This is a genomic window from Streptomyces sp. NBC_01537, from assembly GCF_045040445.1.
Lineage (GTDB): Bacteria > Actinomycetota > Actinomycetes > Streptomycetales > Streptomycetaceae > Actinacidiphila.
In genome coordinates this window covers 5,384,087-5,401,460 of record NZ_CP109392.1, presented here as the reverse complement: position 1 = coordinate 5,401,460, position 17,374 = coordinate 5,384,087, and the positions used below count along the sequence as shown (strand labels likewise).

Sequence of the window (17,374 nt, the reverse complement as noted above, 5' to 3'; positions counted from 1 at the left end):
TTCGGTCCTGTGTACACTTGCGACATGGCCGACCTCGACACCACTGCATCCGCCTCCGGCGCCGCACCGTCGGGGCCCTCGCTGCGCGAGCGGACGCGTGCCGCGATGCGCGCCGAGGTCAGCGACGTCGCGTTCCGGCTCTTCGCCGAGCGGGGATTCGAGAACACGACCGTGGAGCAGATCGCCGCCGCGGCCGGCCTGTCGCGTACGACGTTCTTCCGCTACTTCGGCACCAAGGAGGAACTTGTCCTGGGCAGGGTCGTCGAGTTCGGCCGTCAGGTCGCCGACGCGCTCGCGGCCCGCCCGGCCGAGGAACAGCCCTGGGACGCGCTGCGCCGCGCCTTCGACGTGATCGCCGAGCCCCAGACCGGCGAGCCGGGACCACCGATGGACATGATCCGGCTGCTCAGTGACGCCTGCGCGTTGATGACGCGGAACTGGGAGAAGACCCAGGGCTGGCAGAGCATGCTGGCACCGGAGATCTCCCGCCGACTCGGCGGACCGTACCCGGCCATCGACATGCGGGCCAACGCGCTCGCGGCGGCCGCGATCTCCTGCCTGGACGCGGCCACCGACGCCTGGACCGCGGGCGGCGGTACCGCCTCCATGGCGGACCTCGTGGACCAGGCGATGGGCATCCTGCAGGAACCGGGCGACGTGCCCGAGTAATCCACCGCACGGCCGGATGCCCGCAGCTAGCGGAGCCGGTCGGCAGGTTCCAGTTTTCCCCCGACGGGGTGCGGACTTGTCCGCGCCGCGATGCACCGTGCTGCCCAGGGGGCGGCGCAACCTTAGAGAGGACAAATCATGAAAATCACTGTTATCGGTGCCGGAGCGATTGGCGGGAACCTGGCCGGCAAGCTCGCCGCGGCCGGTCACGATGTGCAGGTCGCCGACGCCCGGGGGCCCGAGGCCGTCCCGGCCGGTGTGCTGGAGTCCGGCGCCCGCGCCGAGGCCCTGGACGCCGCCGTGCGGGACCGAGACGTGATCATCATGTCCATCCCCTTCGACCGGGTTCCGGAACTGGCCCCCGTGCTTGCCCCGGTTCCTGAGGAGACGGTGGTCATCGACACCACCAACTACTACCCGCACCTCAACGGCCACATCGAGGCGGTGGAGAACGGGCAGGTCGAGAGCGTGCGCAACGCCGAAGCACTGGGCCGGCCGCTGGTCAAGGCGTGGAACGCCGCCCTCGCCGAGACCCAGCGGAGCAAGGGCGTCCCGGCGGGCACCGAGGGCCGCATCGCGATCCCCGTCGCAGCGGACGACGAAAAGGCGCGGAAGGTGGCCATGCAGCTCGTGGACGACACCGGCTTCGACCCCTACGACGCCGGCGAGCTCGCCCACTCCTGGCGCCAGCAGCCCATGGGCCCGGCCTACTGCACGGAACTGACGCTGGAGGAGATGGGCCCGGCGCTGGCTGCGGCCGACCGGGACAAGCACATGCGCGTCCGCGACAGCATGCTGGAGCGCTTCGCCGCCCTCGGGGACAACCCCACGCACGAGGACGTCGTCGAGATGAACCGCGCCGCCCACCGCTGACACCGCACTCGCGGTGGAACCCGCGCACCGACGCTCTGCTGCCGGGTGCACGCGCCCGGCAGCAGCCCCCTGAGCTTCCGACCAACGCAGTACACAACACAGGGTGCGTTCACACCCACCGGATCGAGGCCAGCGGGCAGGGGTACGAGCATGGCGTCCGCCCAGGGGACGCGGACCAGGTCGGAGAACAGGCTGCTCCAGCTGCCGCCGACCGGCGCGCCGTACATGGCCATGTGCGGTACGGCCGTGCCGTGTGCGGTCAGTCCGGCGCGGCAGTGGTCGCAGGTGCCGCAGTTGATGGACCAGGGAACGACCACCAGGTCGCCAGGGGTGACGGTGGTGACGGCGTCGCCGGTCTCGACGACCTTCGCCACGCATTCGTCGCCGAGGGCGAAGGGCGGGTCGATGAAGCCCTGGCCGGCCAGGATCATGGAGTCGACGTCGCAGGAGGTGGCGGCCACCGGGGCGACCGCTCGTGGACGGGGCCATCACCTGCTTCCGGCAGGGCGGACTTGGGACCTGTCAGGACCAGACAGTCCCGACGACGCCGACCATCCCATCGGAGACAGGTGAATTCCACGCGCTGGCCGAGGGCGGCGACAGCCCCCTGATGGAGTGTCATGCACGCCTGTCCACCGGTTGTCCACCGAGACCCTTCGCTCAAGCCTGGCCCATCTCCCCCAGGTGAGCAAAAGACCAGGCCAGAGGCTTAGATGGGAGATGCAGCCACGGAAACCACACCTCTGACCTACGCATTACGATGCATAGAGCCCAGATGTCCGTTTCGACCGAATTCCAAGGCGCGAGCGAACGAGAAACCCCAGGTCAGAGGCCTGCCCTGGGGTTCACCATGGAGCCGCCTTCGGGATTCGAACCCGAGACCTACGCATTACGAGCTCGCAAGATCGTTCCCCTAGGCTTACCCGACTGTCCCCGTTTTGCTCGTTCTTGCAGGTCAAAAGGCCTGCAGCGTCCCGGTCCTCCACGATCCTTCGCGGGGTTTCCCTCTCCTTCCGGCCCCAGATCGACCCCAGAAAGGCCCCGCCGGCGGACCCTCGGTGCCCCAGCTGGACGGGCCACCAGGTCGGCGCCGCGTGGGAAAGCATCTCCAGCGCATCGACCAAGCGACGCACAGAGGCCCTACCCCGCCGGGGGGTAGGGCCTCTGTGGCCGTCCACGCGGGCCCGCTGGGCCACTGTGCAGCATCCTGCCGCAGGGCGCGCTGACCTTATGTGCGTACCTCCATGCCGGTCGGACTCCCCCTCCAGCCCCTGGGAGCCGCACCCGGGGAACCCGGCGTCGACCCTGTCGGGTGTCCCCAACGCGCCTATCGGCGTGACCTTTTGGAGGCGAAGTTACGTACTTGTACTGATGTGCTCCCGGCGCGCCCTGCCGCACTCTGGTAGCGATCAATGTTCGCGGAGGGGAGCCTCAAAGTGTCCAGTCCGTCGCTGGTCCTGTCGTGCGCGGTCGGAGCGACGCGCCTGCCGTGGCCGCGCGTCCCGCGTACCGAACCGGCGTGACCGACCCCGCGTACCGCATCAGCTGCGTCGACTTCGCCCTGACCGATGACGCCCACATATCGAATCCCTGAGGGAACCGTGAACACCTCTACCCGCAATGCCGCACTGCTCATCACCGGCGCAGCGCTCCTCGCCGCCTGCGGCACCAGCCAGTCCACCGCCGGCAGCAGCCCCGCCGTGACCACCACGCGGGCCACCCCCGCCGTGACCGGCGCCGCCACCGGCGACGACTCGTCCACCCCCGCCAGAACCACGACGTACAAGACCGGCGTTGAGGTGTCGCTGTCGGAGTTCACGCGCGGCACGTCCAGCGCGTCCGCCTCCCCGGCCAAGAAGCCGTACATCAGGTTCACCCTCACCATCCTCAACGGATCCAAGGTCACGATGGACCTGAACGCCCTCACCCTCACGTGCTCCTACGGCGACGACGGCACGGCGGGCGCGAAGATCTACGACTCCGAGCACGGCCTCAACGGCACCCCCACCACGCAACTGCAGCCGGGCCACACCGAGAAGTCGGCCGTCGCCTGCGTGCAGCCGAAGGAGGAGACGTACACACGGATCGAGGTGAAGCCGGACAGCGACTCGAAGGCGGCGATCTTCACGGGCACCGTGGAGTAGCCAGGACTGTAAAACGAACGGCCTGTCCCGTAATCGGGACAGAGCCAAACGAACCGTGTAACTCCCGATCACGGAGCGGCCTCGGTGTCATGGGACAGCCCGTCGGCCCCATGTAAAAGGGGTTGGCGTTGAGCTGTTTGTTCATGGATACGGTTAGTGTGCCGTTCATGGCTCATGATCTGCGGGATGGCGACCCGCCTGCCGGCGCCGACGAGGCGGACGGGGCCGTGCGTTCCGACATCGGTGATGTCGCGCGTCTGTCCCATCGGGCGGACGCCGGTGCGCGTCGGCTGTTCGGACGGGACGCCGAAACCGAGGCGCTGCTGGCGGCGTTGACCGGCCTGAAGACGGGATCGGGCCGGGCGATCGCGCTTGTCGGGGAGCCGGGCATCGGTAAGAGCGCGCTGATGCGGGCGGCGGCGACGTATGCCCAAGCCACCGGAGTTCGAGTGCTCGCGGCACATGGCCCAGGCGCCCCCATACCCCCGCTCCCCAGTGCGGCACCCGTCGTGGGAGGGCGTGAGGTGACGGCGCATACGGCACAGAGCGCTGCCGTGATGGCGGTGGTGGACGACCTCCATCATCTTGCGGCCGACCGGATCGCGGGCGTGGAGCAACTGATAAAGGCGGCCGCGGGCGGTCCGGTCCTGTGTCTCCTCGCCTACCGGCAGCGCCAACTGTCGCCCGCGCTCGCGGCTGTGCTCTCCCGCGCGGCGTCCGCCGGCCTGCTGGAGGTGTGGAGCCTCGGGCCGCTGTCCCAGGAGCAGGCCCGGGATCTGCTCGGCGGCCACCCGAATGCCGACGAGGTCTACCGCGAGGCCATGGGCAATCCCCAGTACCTCAAGGTGATCGCCGCCCAAGGCGAGGGCAGCGCCGATGCCGGCACCGCGCTCCTCGGTGAACTGGCCGACCTCGATCCCACCGCGCTGGCGGTGGTTCAGGCCGCGGCGGTCCTCGGGGAACAGTTCCACCCGGAGCTGCTGGCCGTTGTCGCGGGCCTGGAGGTGCCCGAGACCACGAGCGCGCTGGACACGCTCACCCGCCTCGACCTGGTGCGGCCGGCCGAGCCCGCCCCGCAACTGGCCCTGCGCCACCGGGCGGTGGGACATGTCGTCTACCAGTGGCTCGAACCCAGCCGGCGCATCGCCCTGCACCGGCGCGCCGAGACCACGCTGGCTGGGCAGGGGGCTTCGATCGCACGGCGTGCCCACCATGTCGCACGGGCCGCCGACCCGAGCCGGCCGGAGCATGCGACGACCTTGATCGCCGCGGCGCGTGGCATGCTCTACGCCTCTCCCGCAGTCGCTGCCGGTTACCTGCAGACCTCGCTGCCACTGCTCCGGGAGGGCGAGGCGCACTGGCACGAAGCGCAGGTCCTGCTCGCCCGTACGCGGTTGCTGACCGGAGACGCCTCCGAAAGCCGGGCACTTCTCGACGCGCTGCGGTCGGCCATGCCCGGCGGACAGCCCAGCGATGGGACTGCGCTCGCCGACTCCAGCCGGATCGAACGACGGCTCGGCCGGTACGCCGAAGCGGGCGCCATCGCGCGCGCCGGGCTCGAGGCGCTGGCGGACCACGACACCGCGGCTGCCGCTGCCCTGCACACCGAACTGGCCGACTACGCCTACGACATCCAGGACTACGAGGCGTCCCGGCAGTATGCCGAGACAGCGGCGGCGATCGCGCGAAAACACCATGACCATGTCGGGGAGGCCAAGGCCTTCGCCCAGGCCGCTCTCGGGCACCTGTTCACAGGTGACCAGAGCACAGCGCAGACGATGACGACCAGGGCGGCCGAACTCATTGACGCCGTCTCCGACGCCACCCTTGTGACCAACCTGGACGCATCGCTCCAGTTGGGCATGACGGAAGGGATGCTGGGAAGGCTGGTCGACTCGGAACGCCATCTCATCCGCAGCGCGGCCCTGTCGCGGCGTACCGGGCAGACGTATATCCAGCCGGAGATTCTCACGGTGCTGGCGAACGCCCAAGTGCGTTCGGGGAACCTGCGTGGTGCACTGGCGACCCTCGACGAAACCACCCACCATGTCGAACGAGTCGGCAACCCGGCGACCGAGGCGATCATCGCAGGTGTGCGCGCCGAGATCCTGTTCTGGCGGAACAGCCCAGGTGATCTGTCGGCCGCGGTCGCGATGGCCGAACGCGCTGCGGCGACCGCCGCCGGTACCCCGACCGCGTGGGCGGTCAACGTCCGCTGCTTCAGTGCCGAACTCGTGCTGCTCACCGGCGACGCGGCGCGCGCCAGGGGTCTCCTGCTGGACGCTGCGGGCGGAACCGACCTGCCCAGGCTCACCACCTGGCGCAAACCACGCTGCTGCGACGCCCTGGCGCAGGCCGCTCTTGCCGACCGTGACCAGGCTTCGGCCGACCACTGGGCGCGACTCGCCGAGGGCTGCCTCGAACAGCTTCCCTCCGCCGGCCGACAGGGTTTCGCCCTGCGCGCCCGTATGCGGGCCCACGCCATGCGCGGGGCAACCGAGCAGGCGTTGCGCAGCGCGCGGGACGCGATCACGGCCTTCTCCGCCGGCGGCGAACGCATCGAGGTGTGCCGCACCCTGCTTGCGGTCGCCGCGCTGTCCCTGGACGCCGGGCGGACCGATGAGGTGGCCGACTTTCTGGACCGGGCCGCGGTCCTGGCCGACCAGTGCGGCTCCGCACGTCTGGCCGACGAGGTCACCCACCAGCGCGGCAGGCTCCTCGACACGCACGCCGGTACGGCCGACGCCCCCGACGAGCTGGCCTCGCTCAGCGCACGGGAACGGGAAATAGCCAGCCTGGTCAGCACCGGAATGACCAGCGCCGAGATCGCCGAAACACTGTTTCTCAGCGTACGGACAGTCGAAACCCACCTCGGCCGGATATACCGCAAACTCGGTGTCTCGAACCGCACGAGTCTCACCCGCGCCATGCTGAACAGCGGCACCTCCCGCGCACCGCGAACCACCCCTGGCTGAGGCCGGCTCAGGATGTGCAGCAGCCGGGTGCCGCCCCGGCCGGCCAGCAGCACCCCAGCCATCTCGGGCCAGATGCTGCAGCGAACAATCGGCGAACCCCGCAGGTTCTCGACCTGGCACAATCCGTCTGCTCGATCTTCGCACTCCCGCTCACAGTTGGCCTATTCCTTGGGGGGACCATCATGAGACGCAGCACCTTCTTGGCGGCAGCCACGGCAACCGCACTATCCGTTTCCCTGTTCGTCGGCCTCTCCCCGGCCCAGGCGGACACCGCCACTGGCGGCCCCGTCCTGTCCGGCGCGGACGGCTGGTACAGCCAGCCGGGGATGCTCTTCGTGACCGCGCACTCCGACAGCCCCCTGACCCGCGTCACGGCCCACTTCTATCCGCTGAACGCACCAGATGGGGCGCCGGAAGCCGGATCGACCGAGGACTTCACCCAGTACTCCGGGCAGGACGCGACGTCCGGCACCTGGCGGGCGCCTGTCCACCTGGCGGATCTCGGCGACTACCGGGTGACCGTCGACCTGCAGGACGCCTCCGGTGCCACCGTGAACGGCGCTCTCTCGCCGTACACCCTGCAGTACCGGACCATCGTCACGATCCCCGACCTGACCGCCACCCCCAGCGTGCCGGACTACCTCCACCAAGAGGTCTCCGTCGGCGGCACCATTCTCGCCGACGATCCCCGCCACCCTGACGCCCCCACTCCCGCCGCCGACATGCCCGTCGACATCGAGACCGGGCGAGGCCGGGTGACTGCGACCACCACGGCCGACGGCCGCTTCAACACCGCTTTCGTCCCCGACCAGACGTCCATCGAACTGTCCGCATCACCTCTGGCCTCCAGCGCCTACCCGGGGGCGATCGACGTGATGACGCCCAAGCAGCACCTGCACACCACCCAGGCACCGGTCCGCTTCTCGGCGAGCACCCACGCCCTGGACCTGAAACAGGGCACCACCGGCACCGTCACCGGCCGCGCGGAGATCCAGACCACCTCCGGCTGGCAACCGCTGCCCCACACCACGATCACCCTCTTCGGCCTCGGCTCGGACGGTCTTCCCAAATTCCTGGCCGGCCGGACCACCACCGACAGCCAGGGCGCCTACACACTGCACGTCTCCTCCGAAAGTCCCGCGCCGACCGCCGAACTCGTGGCCGGCACCGACCACATGCCCTTCCAGCAGGTCGCCACCGAACCCTTCAGCCTCCACGTCGCCTACACCACCCACATCGAAATGAGCGCGTTCCTCAACGACGACGCGTCCCTCAAGGCCTTCGGCTCCGTCTACTACGAAGACGCACGCGCCAACTGGCCCACCAAGCCCACCGTCACCCTGCAGTACTCCAAGGACGGCAAGACCGGCTGGAAGAACGGCGCCACCCTCCCCGTCAAAATCCTCCACAACAAGCCCCTGCAGCCGGAGACGTTCGCCCGCACCTTCACCACACCGAACAACAACGCCTACTGGCGCGCCCGCTTCAACGGCAACCCCGACCTGGCGACCAGCACCACCAAACCCGTCCACCTCTACCGCTACGCCACCCGCATCACCGGCTTCCACGCCTCCCCCGACCCGGTCCGCAAGAATCAGCCGATCAATTTCACCGGCACCCTCCAGTACAAGAGCGGCACCACCTGGAAGCCGCTCAACGACAGCCCCGCCCTGTACTTCCGGCCCCGCGGCTCCACTAAGTACCGCTTCGTCGCCGACCTGGGCACCGACAGACACGGCCACATCACCGGCATGGTGACTGCCAAACAGGACGGCACCTGGGCCGTCGCCTTCAACCGCCAGACCGGAGACCACTACCTCCAAAGCGCCCGGGTCACCGACTACGTCGACGTCCGATGAACCCCCGCCACAGATCAGCGCCCCGCGCACGATCAGCCATGCTTTGGGGCTCCTCTCTCGGGCGCCAACCTGCACCTCATCGGACGATGGGGGGAGCGTCTTTTCTTGGCTCTGTCCCGTAATCGGTGGTGACGAGGTGTAATCGGGGTCGTTGACATCACATGCGAGACGCCGACTCCCTTGTGAAGACCGTGTTTTCGGGGTTGTTGTCGGCGCTGGTTGTCGAGGATGTGGCGGACGAGTGCCCGGTGTGCGGGACGCCGACCGCGAGAGTGCATGGCTTCCACGGGCACACTGTGGCGGACGTATCCGTGGACAGCCGGCGGGTGGTGCTATCGGTGCAGGCGCGGCGTCTGGTCTGCCCGGTGCTGGGCTGCCCGAGACGGACCTTCCGCGAGCAGTTCCCGGACTGCTGGAGCGATATCAGCGCCGCACGACCCGTCTGGCTGGACAACTCGGCTTTGTGGTCGCCCGCCGCATGGCTCAGGCCAGTGGGCCAAGGGCCTTGTCGCCTGCCCGATGAGCCTGTCCCACCCCGGCAGGACAGGCCAACATGTTTCAACCTGGCTTGAATCACAGCCTGCTGGAACAATCACTGGCGATCACCAGGCATGGCTCGAGCACGGGGGAAGCAGTGGTCTACCGGATCCATTTCACCGCCGAGGACCTGGCCCGGACCCGGGTGGCCGAGTCGCCGAGGCCGATGCTGGAACTGGCCAATGCGGTACGGGTTCTGCAGGACCGGAATCAGCCGGTCCGGTACGACGTATGGCGACAGCGGTCCTTTACCCAGTTACCGTCGGAAGCGCGCCTGGCCCTCGATCTGATCCCGCTGCGCGGATGGACACCGGACTTCCTGGCCCGCGTGCAACCGGGCAGCCCACAAGATCTGCTGGAACAGATCCGCTCGACCTCACGAAAAGAGATCCGTCAGACCCTGGCAGCCCTCGCGGAACACCAGACGCTGCCGTCCTGGACCCGGCGGCTGGGCGATGACCCACTCGTGCTGCAGCAGTTGGCCGACAGCATGCATCTCCTCCACACGACGGTCATGGCGCCGTACTGGCCCCACGTGGTGACCGACCTTGCCGCCGACCGCGCCGCTCGGATACGCGAACTGCTCCACGGTGGCGTCGAGCGCCTGCTGACCGGGTTGTACCCGCCGCGTATCCGGTGGACTCCGCCGACGGAAGTCGCCATGGCCTCCGGCATGCAAGGCGATCTGCGGCTGGAGGGCCGGGGGCTGCTGCTGGTGCCTTCACTGTTCGGGTCGGAATCACCGGTCATCGACCCCGATGCCGAGCCCCAGCCCTTCCTGACCTACCCCGCCAACCTCGGTGCGGCCCTCACCCCCCTGACCCCGTTCTCCGCAGAGCCCGCGGCCGCAAACGCCCCCGAGGCTCTGACCGCGCTGCTGGGCCGGACCCGAGCCGCTGTCCTCCATGCCATCGCCACCCATCCCGGATGCAACACGGCCGAACTCGCCGGCGTTCTCGGCATCGGCGCCTCCGGCGCAAGCCAACACGCCACCGTCCTACGGCAGGCCGGACTGGTCACCACCCTCCGGCACCGCAACAGCGCGGTGCACACCCCCACCAGCACCGGGCTCAGCCTCCTCATGCTGCACAGCTGAGCTTGGGTTTGCCCCCGTTTCTGGACAAGCGGGACGCGGTGGAGCTGGTGCGGTCCAGCGGCCGCACGGTCGGTTCGGTGGCCAGGGAGCTCGGGGTCCGCGCCGGGCAGCGCGGCCGAGGCCTGCAGCAGGCGCCCTGGGGTGCCCCCAGTCGATGGGCAGCAGCGTCCCGTCGAGGATCACGAACGCCTTGCCCACCATTGCCCGGACGGCCGTGGCCAGGCCGGGCGCGAGAGCTGCCAGATCTCGACGGCCTCGGCCACATACCGGTGGACCGTGCTGGTCCCGACGCCGAATCCGACGGCGAGCCGGGCGTAGATGTGTCCGCACCGCACGCGGCCCCACGCCAACTCACTTCACTGCCAACCAGGTTGGCAAAAACCTTCCGTCAGGCCGATCCACAGGTACTCAGCCCCGATCCAAACCGGGAACACTGCGCACAGCAGCGCATCGTCTTCGAGGCCTCCGTCCGCGACGGCTATGTACCGGCCGAGGATCTGCGCGAGGAGGGGGAGGGAAGTCTGCGAGGCCATAGCACCGCGCTCAAGCAGGTGCTGGAGCGCGGAGTCCATAGCGGCTGGTGGCCGCCCGGGCACTGGACGGAGCGTCGAACTCCTGCCGCGAGACCGGCGGAAGGGAAGCACGTGCGGGCTGACGACCGGAGGAGATAGCCCACGTCGAGCTGATATATCGGCCCTGGATCGACCCGACGCCGGGCGCCGGTGGCGGCACGCTGAGGCTCCGACCGGGGCTCCGCCGCAAGTGGTCCGCGGGCCATATGGGCTCCTGGGACGGCACCACCGTGGGGGACATCCCGCAGCTCATGGCGGCGTGGCAGCGCACCTGCCCGGACACCATCGTGACCAAACGCTACCCGGCGGCCCACCAGGGGACCGGCGAGTAGGGCCGGATCAGAGACCGGGCTTGCCCACGACCTTCCCACTCGCCTCGAACCCGAACTGCCGGTAGAAGGCCCGGGCCCGCTCGGGAGGCCACGGGTTGTGCCGTTTGTTTCACTCCTTGACCGGGGTGTCGCCGTTCATGGCGAAGCGGGCGGAGCACTGCTCGTCGGATCGGTCGCTCGCGTTCCAGACGCAGATCCACATCGTGTGGCCGACGTCTGAGATGAAATTTGTCTTCGCGGCGCCCAAGGAGGCCTGGAACGTGTACGCGATGCCGTCGCTGCGGTACAGCTCGGCGCCGCAGCTTTGGCCCAGGGAGGTGTTGAGCACGCCTGCGAGCTCGCCGGAGCCGTTGTCGTCCAGCCAGGCGGAGCAGGCGGCGTCGTTACCGACCCAGGAGGTGTCCGCCTCGGAGCCCTTGACCTGTGCCGGGTCGTCGCTGCCGTTGACACCACTGATCGACGACGAGGTGACGTGGGTGGCGGGGGCTGAGGACGCGGCGGTCGCGACGGGGCCAGAGGGCGAACGCGCGCTGGACGCGCTCGGCGGGGCGGTCGTGTCCGTGCCGGCCGGGACTACCGGGGTCGGGCGCCCGGACTCCGCGGTGGGCGAGGCCGAACGGCTTGGGCTCGCGGAGGAGGTCCGTGTCGCCCCGGCCACGGGCTCGACGCCGACCGACGCGCTGTCGGACGGATGCGCAGCGCCGTTGTGCCGGGAAGCGGACGGGACGAGTACGAACGCTGCGACGGCGCCGAGGGCGATCACTGCGGCGGTCGGGAGCAGGAGCAGGCGTTTGCGTGGGTGGCGAGGCAACGCGGCGGACGGGGGCGCGGTCTCAGGCGTCGGATCCGCATCCCGGTCCGGCGGCGGGACGGTCTCCAGCTTGCCCACCGGCGTCGCGGCGAAGGCACGTCGCGAGGCGATGCGTGACATGACCTCGGAAGGCCAGGAGGGAGGAGGAACAGGCAGGTGTGCGCGGGCCGCCTCCACCACCTCGCCGGCGGTGGGGCGGGCTCCGGGGCCGGCCGCGAGACAGGACCCGATGACGGCGGCAAGGTCGGCGTCCACGGCACGCAGCGGCTCGACGTCGGGGACGACACCGGGCGTGCGGCCCGAAGCTGCGTAGAGCACGAGCGCCCCGAGCGAGTAGACGTCCGCGGGCGCGTCCACGTCCTCGTCCCCGGCCTGCTGTTCCGGTGCCGAGAATCCCTGCGTACCGTAGCTGCCACCGCTCTTGGTGAGCCTCGCCTGGTCCGCGGCGCGCGCGATGCCGAAGTCGATCAGCTTCACGCCGTCCCGCACCAGCATGACGTTGCCGGGCTTGACGTCACGGTGCACGATCTCGAGCGCGTGCACGGCCGACAGTTGAGTGGCCGCCTCGGCCAACAGCAGCCACAGCGCCTCGGCAGGCAGCGGGCCGCGCAGCCGGACCGCCTCGTCCACGGTGAGTCCGGGCACGTACTCGGTGGCGAACCAGGGACGTTCCGCGGTGCCGTCGCTCGCCAGCACCCGTGGCCCGACCCCGGCCGGCACACGATAGAGGATGCCGACCTCGCGTTCGAAGCGCTCGCTGTTGACCAGCCGTGGCCGGACGCGCTTGACGGCGGCGTAGCCCTTGTCGGACGCCCCGAGGTAGACCTCGCCCATGCCACCGACGCCGAGCAGACCGATGACGTTGAAGCTGCCGATCTCCTGCGGATCGTCCGCGCCGAGCGGTTCGGCGATCGTGCTATCCACCATCAGCAGTTCCCCGGCCGCTCGCGCTCACGGCGGGCAGGCTATCGAGCAAGTCAGGGCAACGCAACACGAGTTGGCGGCGAACGCGCCCTTGCCCAGCGTACGCATCTGCGGGAGGACCGGTCCTCGCGGTGCGCTCATACACTGACGCGAGCCGAGCCGGAGGTATGTGATATGGCGTACGGAAACTTCCCACCCCAGTTGCTGCCGCCGGGCAGTCCCTCCGACAGAGTGCCCTCGGCGCCGCCGGGGACGATCTTCGTACTGGGTCCGGAGGGCGGGTACGCCGTGCCGCCGCGCCGGTACACGCTGCTGTTCGGGCGCGACCGCGAGGACGTGCATGTGCCGGTCGGTGTCGACGACCCGACCGTCAGCCGTCGGCACGGCGTGTTCACCTGCACGGCCACGGACGGCGACTGGTGGCTGGTCAACACCGGCAATCTGCCGATCGAACTGCCCGACGGCGTGCTGATGCTCACCGGCCACAAGCGGCTCATCGAGTCCGGGTACACCCCGCTGGTGATCAACTCGTCCAAGCGGCGTTCCCACCTGGTGGAGGTCCGTGTCGTGGACGAGGACGACCGGAATCCCCGCTCCACGAGCGGTGCGGAGACCGTGGATCCCGAGACGGTCTACGAACTCTCCCCGCAGGAGCGGCTGGTGCTCACCGCGCTCGCCCGGCGCTACCTGGAGGGCCACGACGCCTTCCCGCTCCCGCTGGCCTGGGAGGACACGGCCCGTCTGGTCAACGCCTCCCCTTACGTGACCAAGTCCTGGACCTACAAGTCGGTCGCGAACACGGTCGAGGACGTGCGCGAACGGCTGCACCGCCGGGGCGTGCGCGGACTGCTGCGCGACGAGGTCGGCGAGCCGGTCGGCTCGACACTCAGTGTCAACCTGATCAGGGAACTGCTGAAGACAGCGACGCTGAGTGCTCAGGACCTGGAGTTGCTGGCCGACAAGGACTGAGCGGATCGCACGGTACGTGCCCCGGCCGATCGTCGGCCGGGGCACGCGGCGTCTCTCAGCCTTCCGCCTCACGCTCGGCTGCGGCGTTGTACGTGACGTGCATGGTGCCGTCTTGGACTGCGAAGACGGCTGCCTGGTCCTCCGCCGAGCTCTGCTGATGCGGCGGCTGCGGCTGCTCGGGGTGACGCGTCGTGTTCGTCACGCGGTTGTTGTCTCCTGCGATGAAGGTGCCGGAGACGTCCCCGGTGTGGATGTCTCCGTGTGTGGATTCCGCGGGCATGGGCGGCCTTTCTCCAGGGGTATCGGGTAGGTCAGGCGTCGCAGTCGGTCAGCAGGCTGTCTGACGCCGAGTTCATCGCCAAGGCCTGACTCGACGGGTCGACCTCGGAGTTTTCCGGATCGTTCATGTACGACTGATACAGGCTCTCGAGCTGCTGAGTGGCGGTCAGCATGTCGCCGAGGTCCGATGCCACGGAGCTGTCCTGGGCTTGCGCGACGGCCCCCTGCAACGTGGACTCGACGGACTCCAGGTCGCTGATCACGGTGCCGACGTCGGAGAGCACCGTGCTGTCGTCGGGAACGGTGGACGTCTGGCCCGAGTTGTAGGCGTACATGTCTGTGTTGTACGAGTCGATCGCGTCGGACGCGGTGGCGGTATCGGTGCTGAACTGCTGGAGCTCTGACGACAGGTCGGGGATCACGGTCGCGCACACGGGATCGACGGTGGGCGCGGTGTCCTCGCTCAGGTCGGGCTCGGTGTCGGTGTCGTCGCTCAGGTCGGGCGTACTGACGGAGCTCGACGCGACGACTGGGGACGAGTCCGGCCGGTCGTTCGCGTAGACCGCGGCGCCCACGCCCAGCACGGCCACGGCGCCGATCGCGCAGGCGAGGGCGAGGGCCGATACTCCGCCCTTGACAGTCGCCGTACCGGTGGCGGTGAGTGCCGTATGGCCTGTGCTCGCCGCGGGCGTGGTGGCGCTCACGGCGTGTGTCGAGTGGGGGGCGGAAGAGTGCGCCGCCGAGAGGTCGATCTTCTGGGGTATCGGTGCGGCCGAGTGTGCGCCGGTCATGTGGGCGGCGGCGTGCGGCTGTGCGGAGGCCTGGGACAGGTCGAACACCGGCCTCGCCGCGTGGGCGGAAGCCGAAGGGGCGGACGTGGCGGCGGCCGGGTGGGTGAAGGCCGGCGTGTGGACCGCGCCGGGCGTCGGGGTGAACGGGTGGACCGGCGGTGTGCTGGTCGCCGCCGCGTTGGCCACCTGATGGACCGTCGATGTGCCGGCCGACGCCGCGTTGGCGACCTGATGGGCCGCCGACTGTGTGTGCAGGGCGGTGAGTTCATGCCACAGCACCCCCGCCTCAAGTGCCAGGGCCGTCGTCTGCGCGGCCCGGCCGATTGCCCTGCGGCGGGTGCGAGCCTCGTTCAGGAAGAACTCCTCGCCCTCCTTGTCCCCCGCGCTCCTCGCCGCTGCCCAACCGACACCGAGCAGGCTGCCCCACGCGTCGAACTGCCGGGACAGCGCCAGCTTCGGCGAGGCGGCACGGGCCAGCGCCGCGCCGAGCTGCGCGTGTCCGCTCCGCTCCGCTCGCAGCACCGCGACATCCAGGGCCTGGAAGTGCGCCGCGACGTCGTCCGGGGTGGTGTCCCTCGCCTCGACCCACGTGGTGAGCGCCCGGCAGAGCCCATCGGCGGGAAACTCCGTCTTCCGACTGTTCAGCACGGACTCGGCGACGTCCGGCGGACAGCTGTAGCCGGTCTCCGAGGCGAGCAGCAGGCCGTGCCGCACCAGACCACCGGCGATCGTGTCGATGTCCGGCCGACCGAGCAGGTCATTGAGATGCCGGGCGGCCAACTCGGCGCCGGACAGCGAGCCGAGCAGGTGCAGCAGGTCGCGCTCCTGCGGCCGGAGCTTGTTCAGCAGCGCGGGAAGCAGTTCGGGGAGATCGGCGATCCCCGGCAGGCCCTTGCCGGTCGCGGCCGACAGGGCGATGCGCCGCAGCCGCAGCGGGTTGCCGTCCACCGCGTCGCACAGTGCGGGGACGATCCGCGCCTCGTCCGGCCGCAGCTCGCGGGGCAGCAGCGCCGCCACCAGTTCCGCCGCCGCCGGGGCCGACAGCCCTTCGAGTCGGATCGCGTGCACGCCGTCGACCGCGGACCGCTGCTGCGAGGTGAAGACGAACGTGGACTGCCCGGCCATGTCGAAGAGTCGGCGCAGGTCCTTCTCGTCGAGCCCCGCGTCGTCCAGGTAGATCCGCAGCCGCAGGGTCTTCAGATGCTCCTTCAGCACCTCCAGCGAGGGCTTGTAGTTCGGCGCGTCGAAGCTGATGTCGAATATCGCCTGCGCGATGTCATCAGCCGTACGTCCGCCGGCTTCGATATAGGCCGCACCTTCGGGCCCGCGCGGCATCGTGCAAGCGAGGTGGCGCAGCAACGCACTCTTGCCGACCCCGGACGCGCCCCAGACCTGCACCAACTGATGTGCCTCGATCGCCCCTTGCAGTGCGCGCACGTCCCGCGCGCGTCCGGTCAGCGGCTCGGCGGCGGGCCGCGGCAGCTGGGAGATCGACTGGCGCTTGACCGGATCCGGCAGCGGCCCTGTGTGCAGGTTGAAGGTCGAACCGGACCCGGTGTTGATGGTCAGGTTGTTCACGGTGTTGTTGTCGCCTACGACCACCGTTCCCGACACATCGCCGGTCCGGATTTGCTCGGCAGCCTCCTGAGCACCGTTGTTCTCTGACATCTGCTTCCCCCGTCCTCTCCAACGCCCGGGTCCCGGCACTCGGTCAGGCTGGCGCCGGCCCGTCGTGCGAACCCGGCGTTTTTACGTGTTCGGCGAGATCGCCGGCAATCCGGCGGGCCCGGCCGCGACGGCGATCCGGGCGAGGTGATCCAGGTCGAGGATCGTGATCCTGCGGTAGCCGGTCACGACCGCGCCCGACTCCCGCAGCGCCCGCAGGGCCTTGTGGATCGACGACTCCGCCGCGCCGACCAGGGTGGCCATCTCCGGCTGCGACAGCGGGAGTTGCGCTTCGTTTCGGCCGGGACGCCCATAGGTGACGGCCAGGTGGTGCAGGATCCTGGCCAGCCGCCCGAGCACGTCGCAACCGGTGAAGTCGACGATTCGGCCGGTCGCCGTACGCAGCTTCGCCACCACGCTCGCGCTGAGCGCAAGTCCTATGGTGGGGTGCTGTTTGGTGCACTCCAGCAGTTCGGAACGCAGTATGTAGCGGGCCAGCACCCTGCCACACGCGGTCACGGTGCCGACGCGCGACTGACCGTCGATCCCGGCGAGTTCCCCGACCAGGTCCCCGGCCATACGCACGGCCAGCAGCGCCTCTCGGCCGTCCTGCGCGTGCGCGGTGACCTTCACCGTGCCGCCGAGCAGGAGCAGCGCGAAGTCCGAGGTGTCGGCCTCGCGGATGGTGATCTGACCAGCCGGGTAGACCACGCCGTGGCCGAGTCCCATGAGAATTCCGCGGTCGGCCTCGTCGACCCGGCCGAGCAGCCCGGCCGACGGCCAGTAGGCCGCGGCCCCTCGAACACGTGTGTTGCTCATCGGCCACACCTCTCTTCCTTGTGCAGCCGAAGCCGCACAAGCCGTATTAGTAGCCGTTC

12 protein-coding genes and 3 pseudogenes are annotated in these 17,374 nt (G+C 69.6%); 9 read left to right on the top strand and 6 right to left on the bottom strand.

Annotated features, from left to right (window positions below; translation table 11 throughout):
- Positions 1-24: 24 nt before the first annotated feature.
- Together OG607_RS24930 and OG607_RS24925 are read left to right on the top strand one after the other, a co-directional pair.
- On the top strand, positions 25-669 hold the full coding sequence (locus tag OG607_RS24930; RefSeq protein ID WP_405727522.1) for a TetR family transcriptional regulator: 645 nt from the start codon (positions 25-27) through the stop codon (positions 667-669).
- A 138-nt stretch (positions 670-807) separates the two neighbouring features.
- Complete coding sequence (locus OG607_RS24925; protein WP_405727519.1) at positions 808-1,542, top strand: NADPH-dependent F420 reductase; 735 nt, start codon at positions 808-810, stop codon at positions 1,540-1,542.
- A 110-nt stretch (positions 1,543-1,652) separates the two neighbouring features.
- Here the strand turns inward: OG607_RS24925 and OG607_RS24920 are convergent.
- Positions 1,653-2,012, bottom strand: a pseudogene (locus OG607_RS24920) (alcohol dehydrogenase catalytic domain-containing protein); the annotation flags it as partial.
- 1,131 nt (positions 2,013-3,143) lie between these two features.
- On the opposite strand from OG607_RS24920, the gene OG607_RS24915 reads away from it, so the two are divergent.
- The 5 genes and pseudogenes from OG607_RS24915 (at position 3,144) to OG607_RS24895 (ending at position 10,153) form a co-directional block, all read left to right on the top strand.
- Positions 3,144-3,686 carry a hypothetical protein gene (locus OG607_RS24915; protein ID WP_405727516.1) on the top strand — a complete coding sequence of 181 codons (543 nt, stop codon included), beginning with the start codon at positions 3,144-3,146 and terminating at the stop codon, positions 3,684-3,686.
- Between the two features lie 167 nt (positions 3,687-3,853).
- A complete protein-coding gene (locus tag OG607_RS24910; protein WP_405727513.1) occupies positions 3,854-6,661 on the top strand; it encodes a LuxR C-terminal-related transcriptional regulator in 2,808 nt (935 codons plus the stop codon).
- Positions 6,662-6,843: 182 nt separating this feature from the next.
- The gene (locus OG607_RS24905; RefSeq protein WP_405727510.1) at positions 6,844-8,520 is read left to right on the top strand and encodes a hypothetical protein; all 1,677 of its coding nucleotides are present in this window, start codon (positions 6,844-6,846) and stop codon (positions 8,518-8,520) included.
- A 191-nt stretch (positions 8,521-8,711) separates the two neighbouring features.
- Positions 8,712-9,013, top strand: a pseudogene (locus OG607_RS24900) (transposase family protein); the annotation flags it as partial.
- 75 nt (positions 9,014-9,088) lie between these two features.
- Positions 9,089-10,153 carry an ArsR/SmtB family transcription factor gene (locus OG607_RS24895; RefSeq protein WP_405727507.1) on the top strand — a complete coding sequence of 355 codons (1,065 nt, stop codon included), beginning with the start codon at positions 9,089-9,091 and terminating at the stop codon, positions 10,151-10,153.
- A gap of 150 nt (positions 10,154-10,303) precedes the next feature.
- Here the strand turns inward: OG607_RS24895 and OG607_RS24890 are convergent.
- Positions 10,304-10,488, bottom strand: a pseudogene (locus OG607_RS24890) (transposase family protein); the annotation flags it as partial.
- Positions 10,489-10,931: 443 nt separating this feature from the next.
- Between OG607_RS24890 and OG607_RS24885 the strand changes: the two are divergent.
- Positions 10,932-11,057, top strand: a complete 126-nt coding sequence (locus OG607_RS24885) for a hypothetical protein (protein ID WP_405727504.1) — start codon at positions 10,932-10,934, stop codon at positions 11,055-11,057.
- 109 nt (positions 11,058-11,166) lie between these two features.
- Here the strand turns inward: OG607_RS24885 and OG607_RS24880 are convergent, their stop codons facing one another.
- Positions 11,167-12,795: a protein kinase domain-containing protein gene (locus OG607_RS24880; RefSeq protein ID WP_405727501.1), complete on the bottom strand. Its 1,629-nt coding sequence runs from the start codon at positions 12,793-12,795 to the stop codon at positions 11,167-11,169.
- A 171-nt stretch (positions 12,796-12,966) separates the two neighbouring features.
- Between OG607_RS24880 and OG607_RS24875 the strand changes: the two genes are divergently transcribed.
- The gene (locus OG607_RS24875; protein ID WP_405727498.1) at positions 12,967-13,761 is read left to right on the top strand and encodes an FHA domain-containing protein; all 795 of its coding nucleotides are present in this window, start codon (positions 12,967-12,969) and stop codon (positions 13,759-13,761) included.
- Positions 13,762-13,816: 55 nt separating this feature from the next.
- Here OG607_RS24875 and OG607_RS24870 read toward each other — a convergent pair whose 3' ends face one another.
- From OG607_RS24870 to OG607_RS24860, 3 genes are all read right to left on the bottom strand, one after another.
- Positions 13,817-14,041 (bottom strand): hypothetical protein, encoded by a 225-nt coding sequence (locus OG607_RS24870; protein WP_405727495.1) that lies wholly within the window; start codon positions 14,039-14,041, stop codon positions 13,817-13,819.
- Between the two features lie 31 nt (positions 14,042-14,072).
- Complete coding sequence (locus OG607_RS24865) at positions 14,073-16,499, bottom strand: hypothetical protein (RefSeq protein WP_405727492.1); 2,427 nt, start codon at positions 16,497-16,499, stop codon at positions 14,073-14,075.
- Positions 16,500-16,580: 81 nt separating this feature from the next.
- Positions 16,581-17,315, bottom strand: coding sequence for a Crp/Fnr family transcriptional regulator (locus OG607_RS24860; RefSeq protein ID WP_405727489.1), 735 nt, complete (start codon positions 17,313-17,315; stop codon positions 16,581-16,583).
- Between the last annotated feature and the right edge of the window lie 59 nt (positions 17,316-17,374).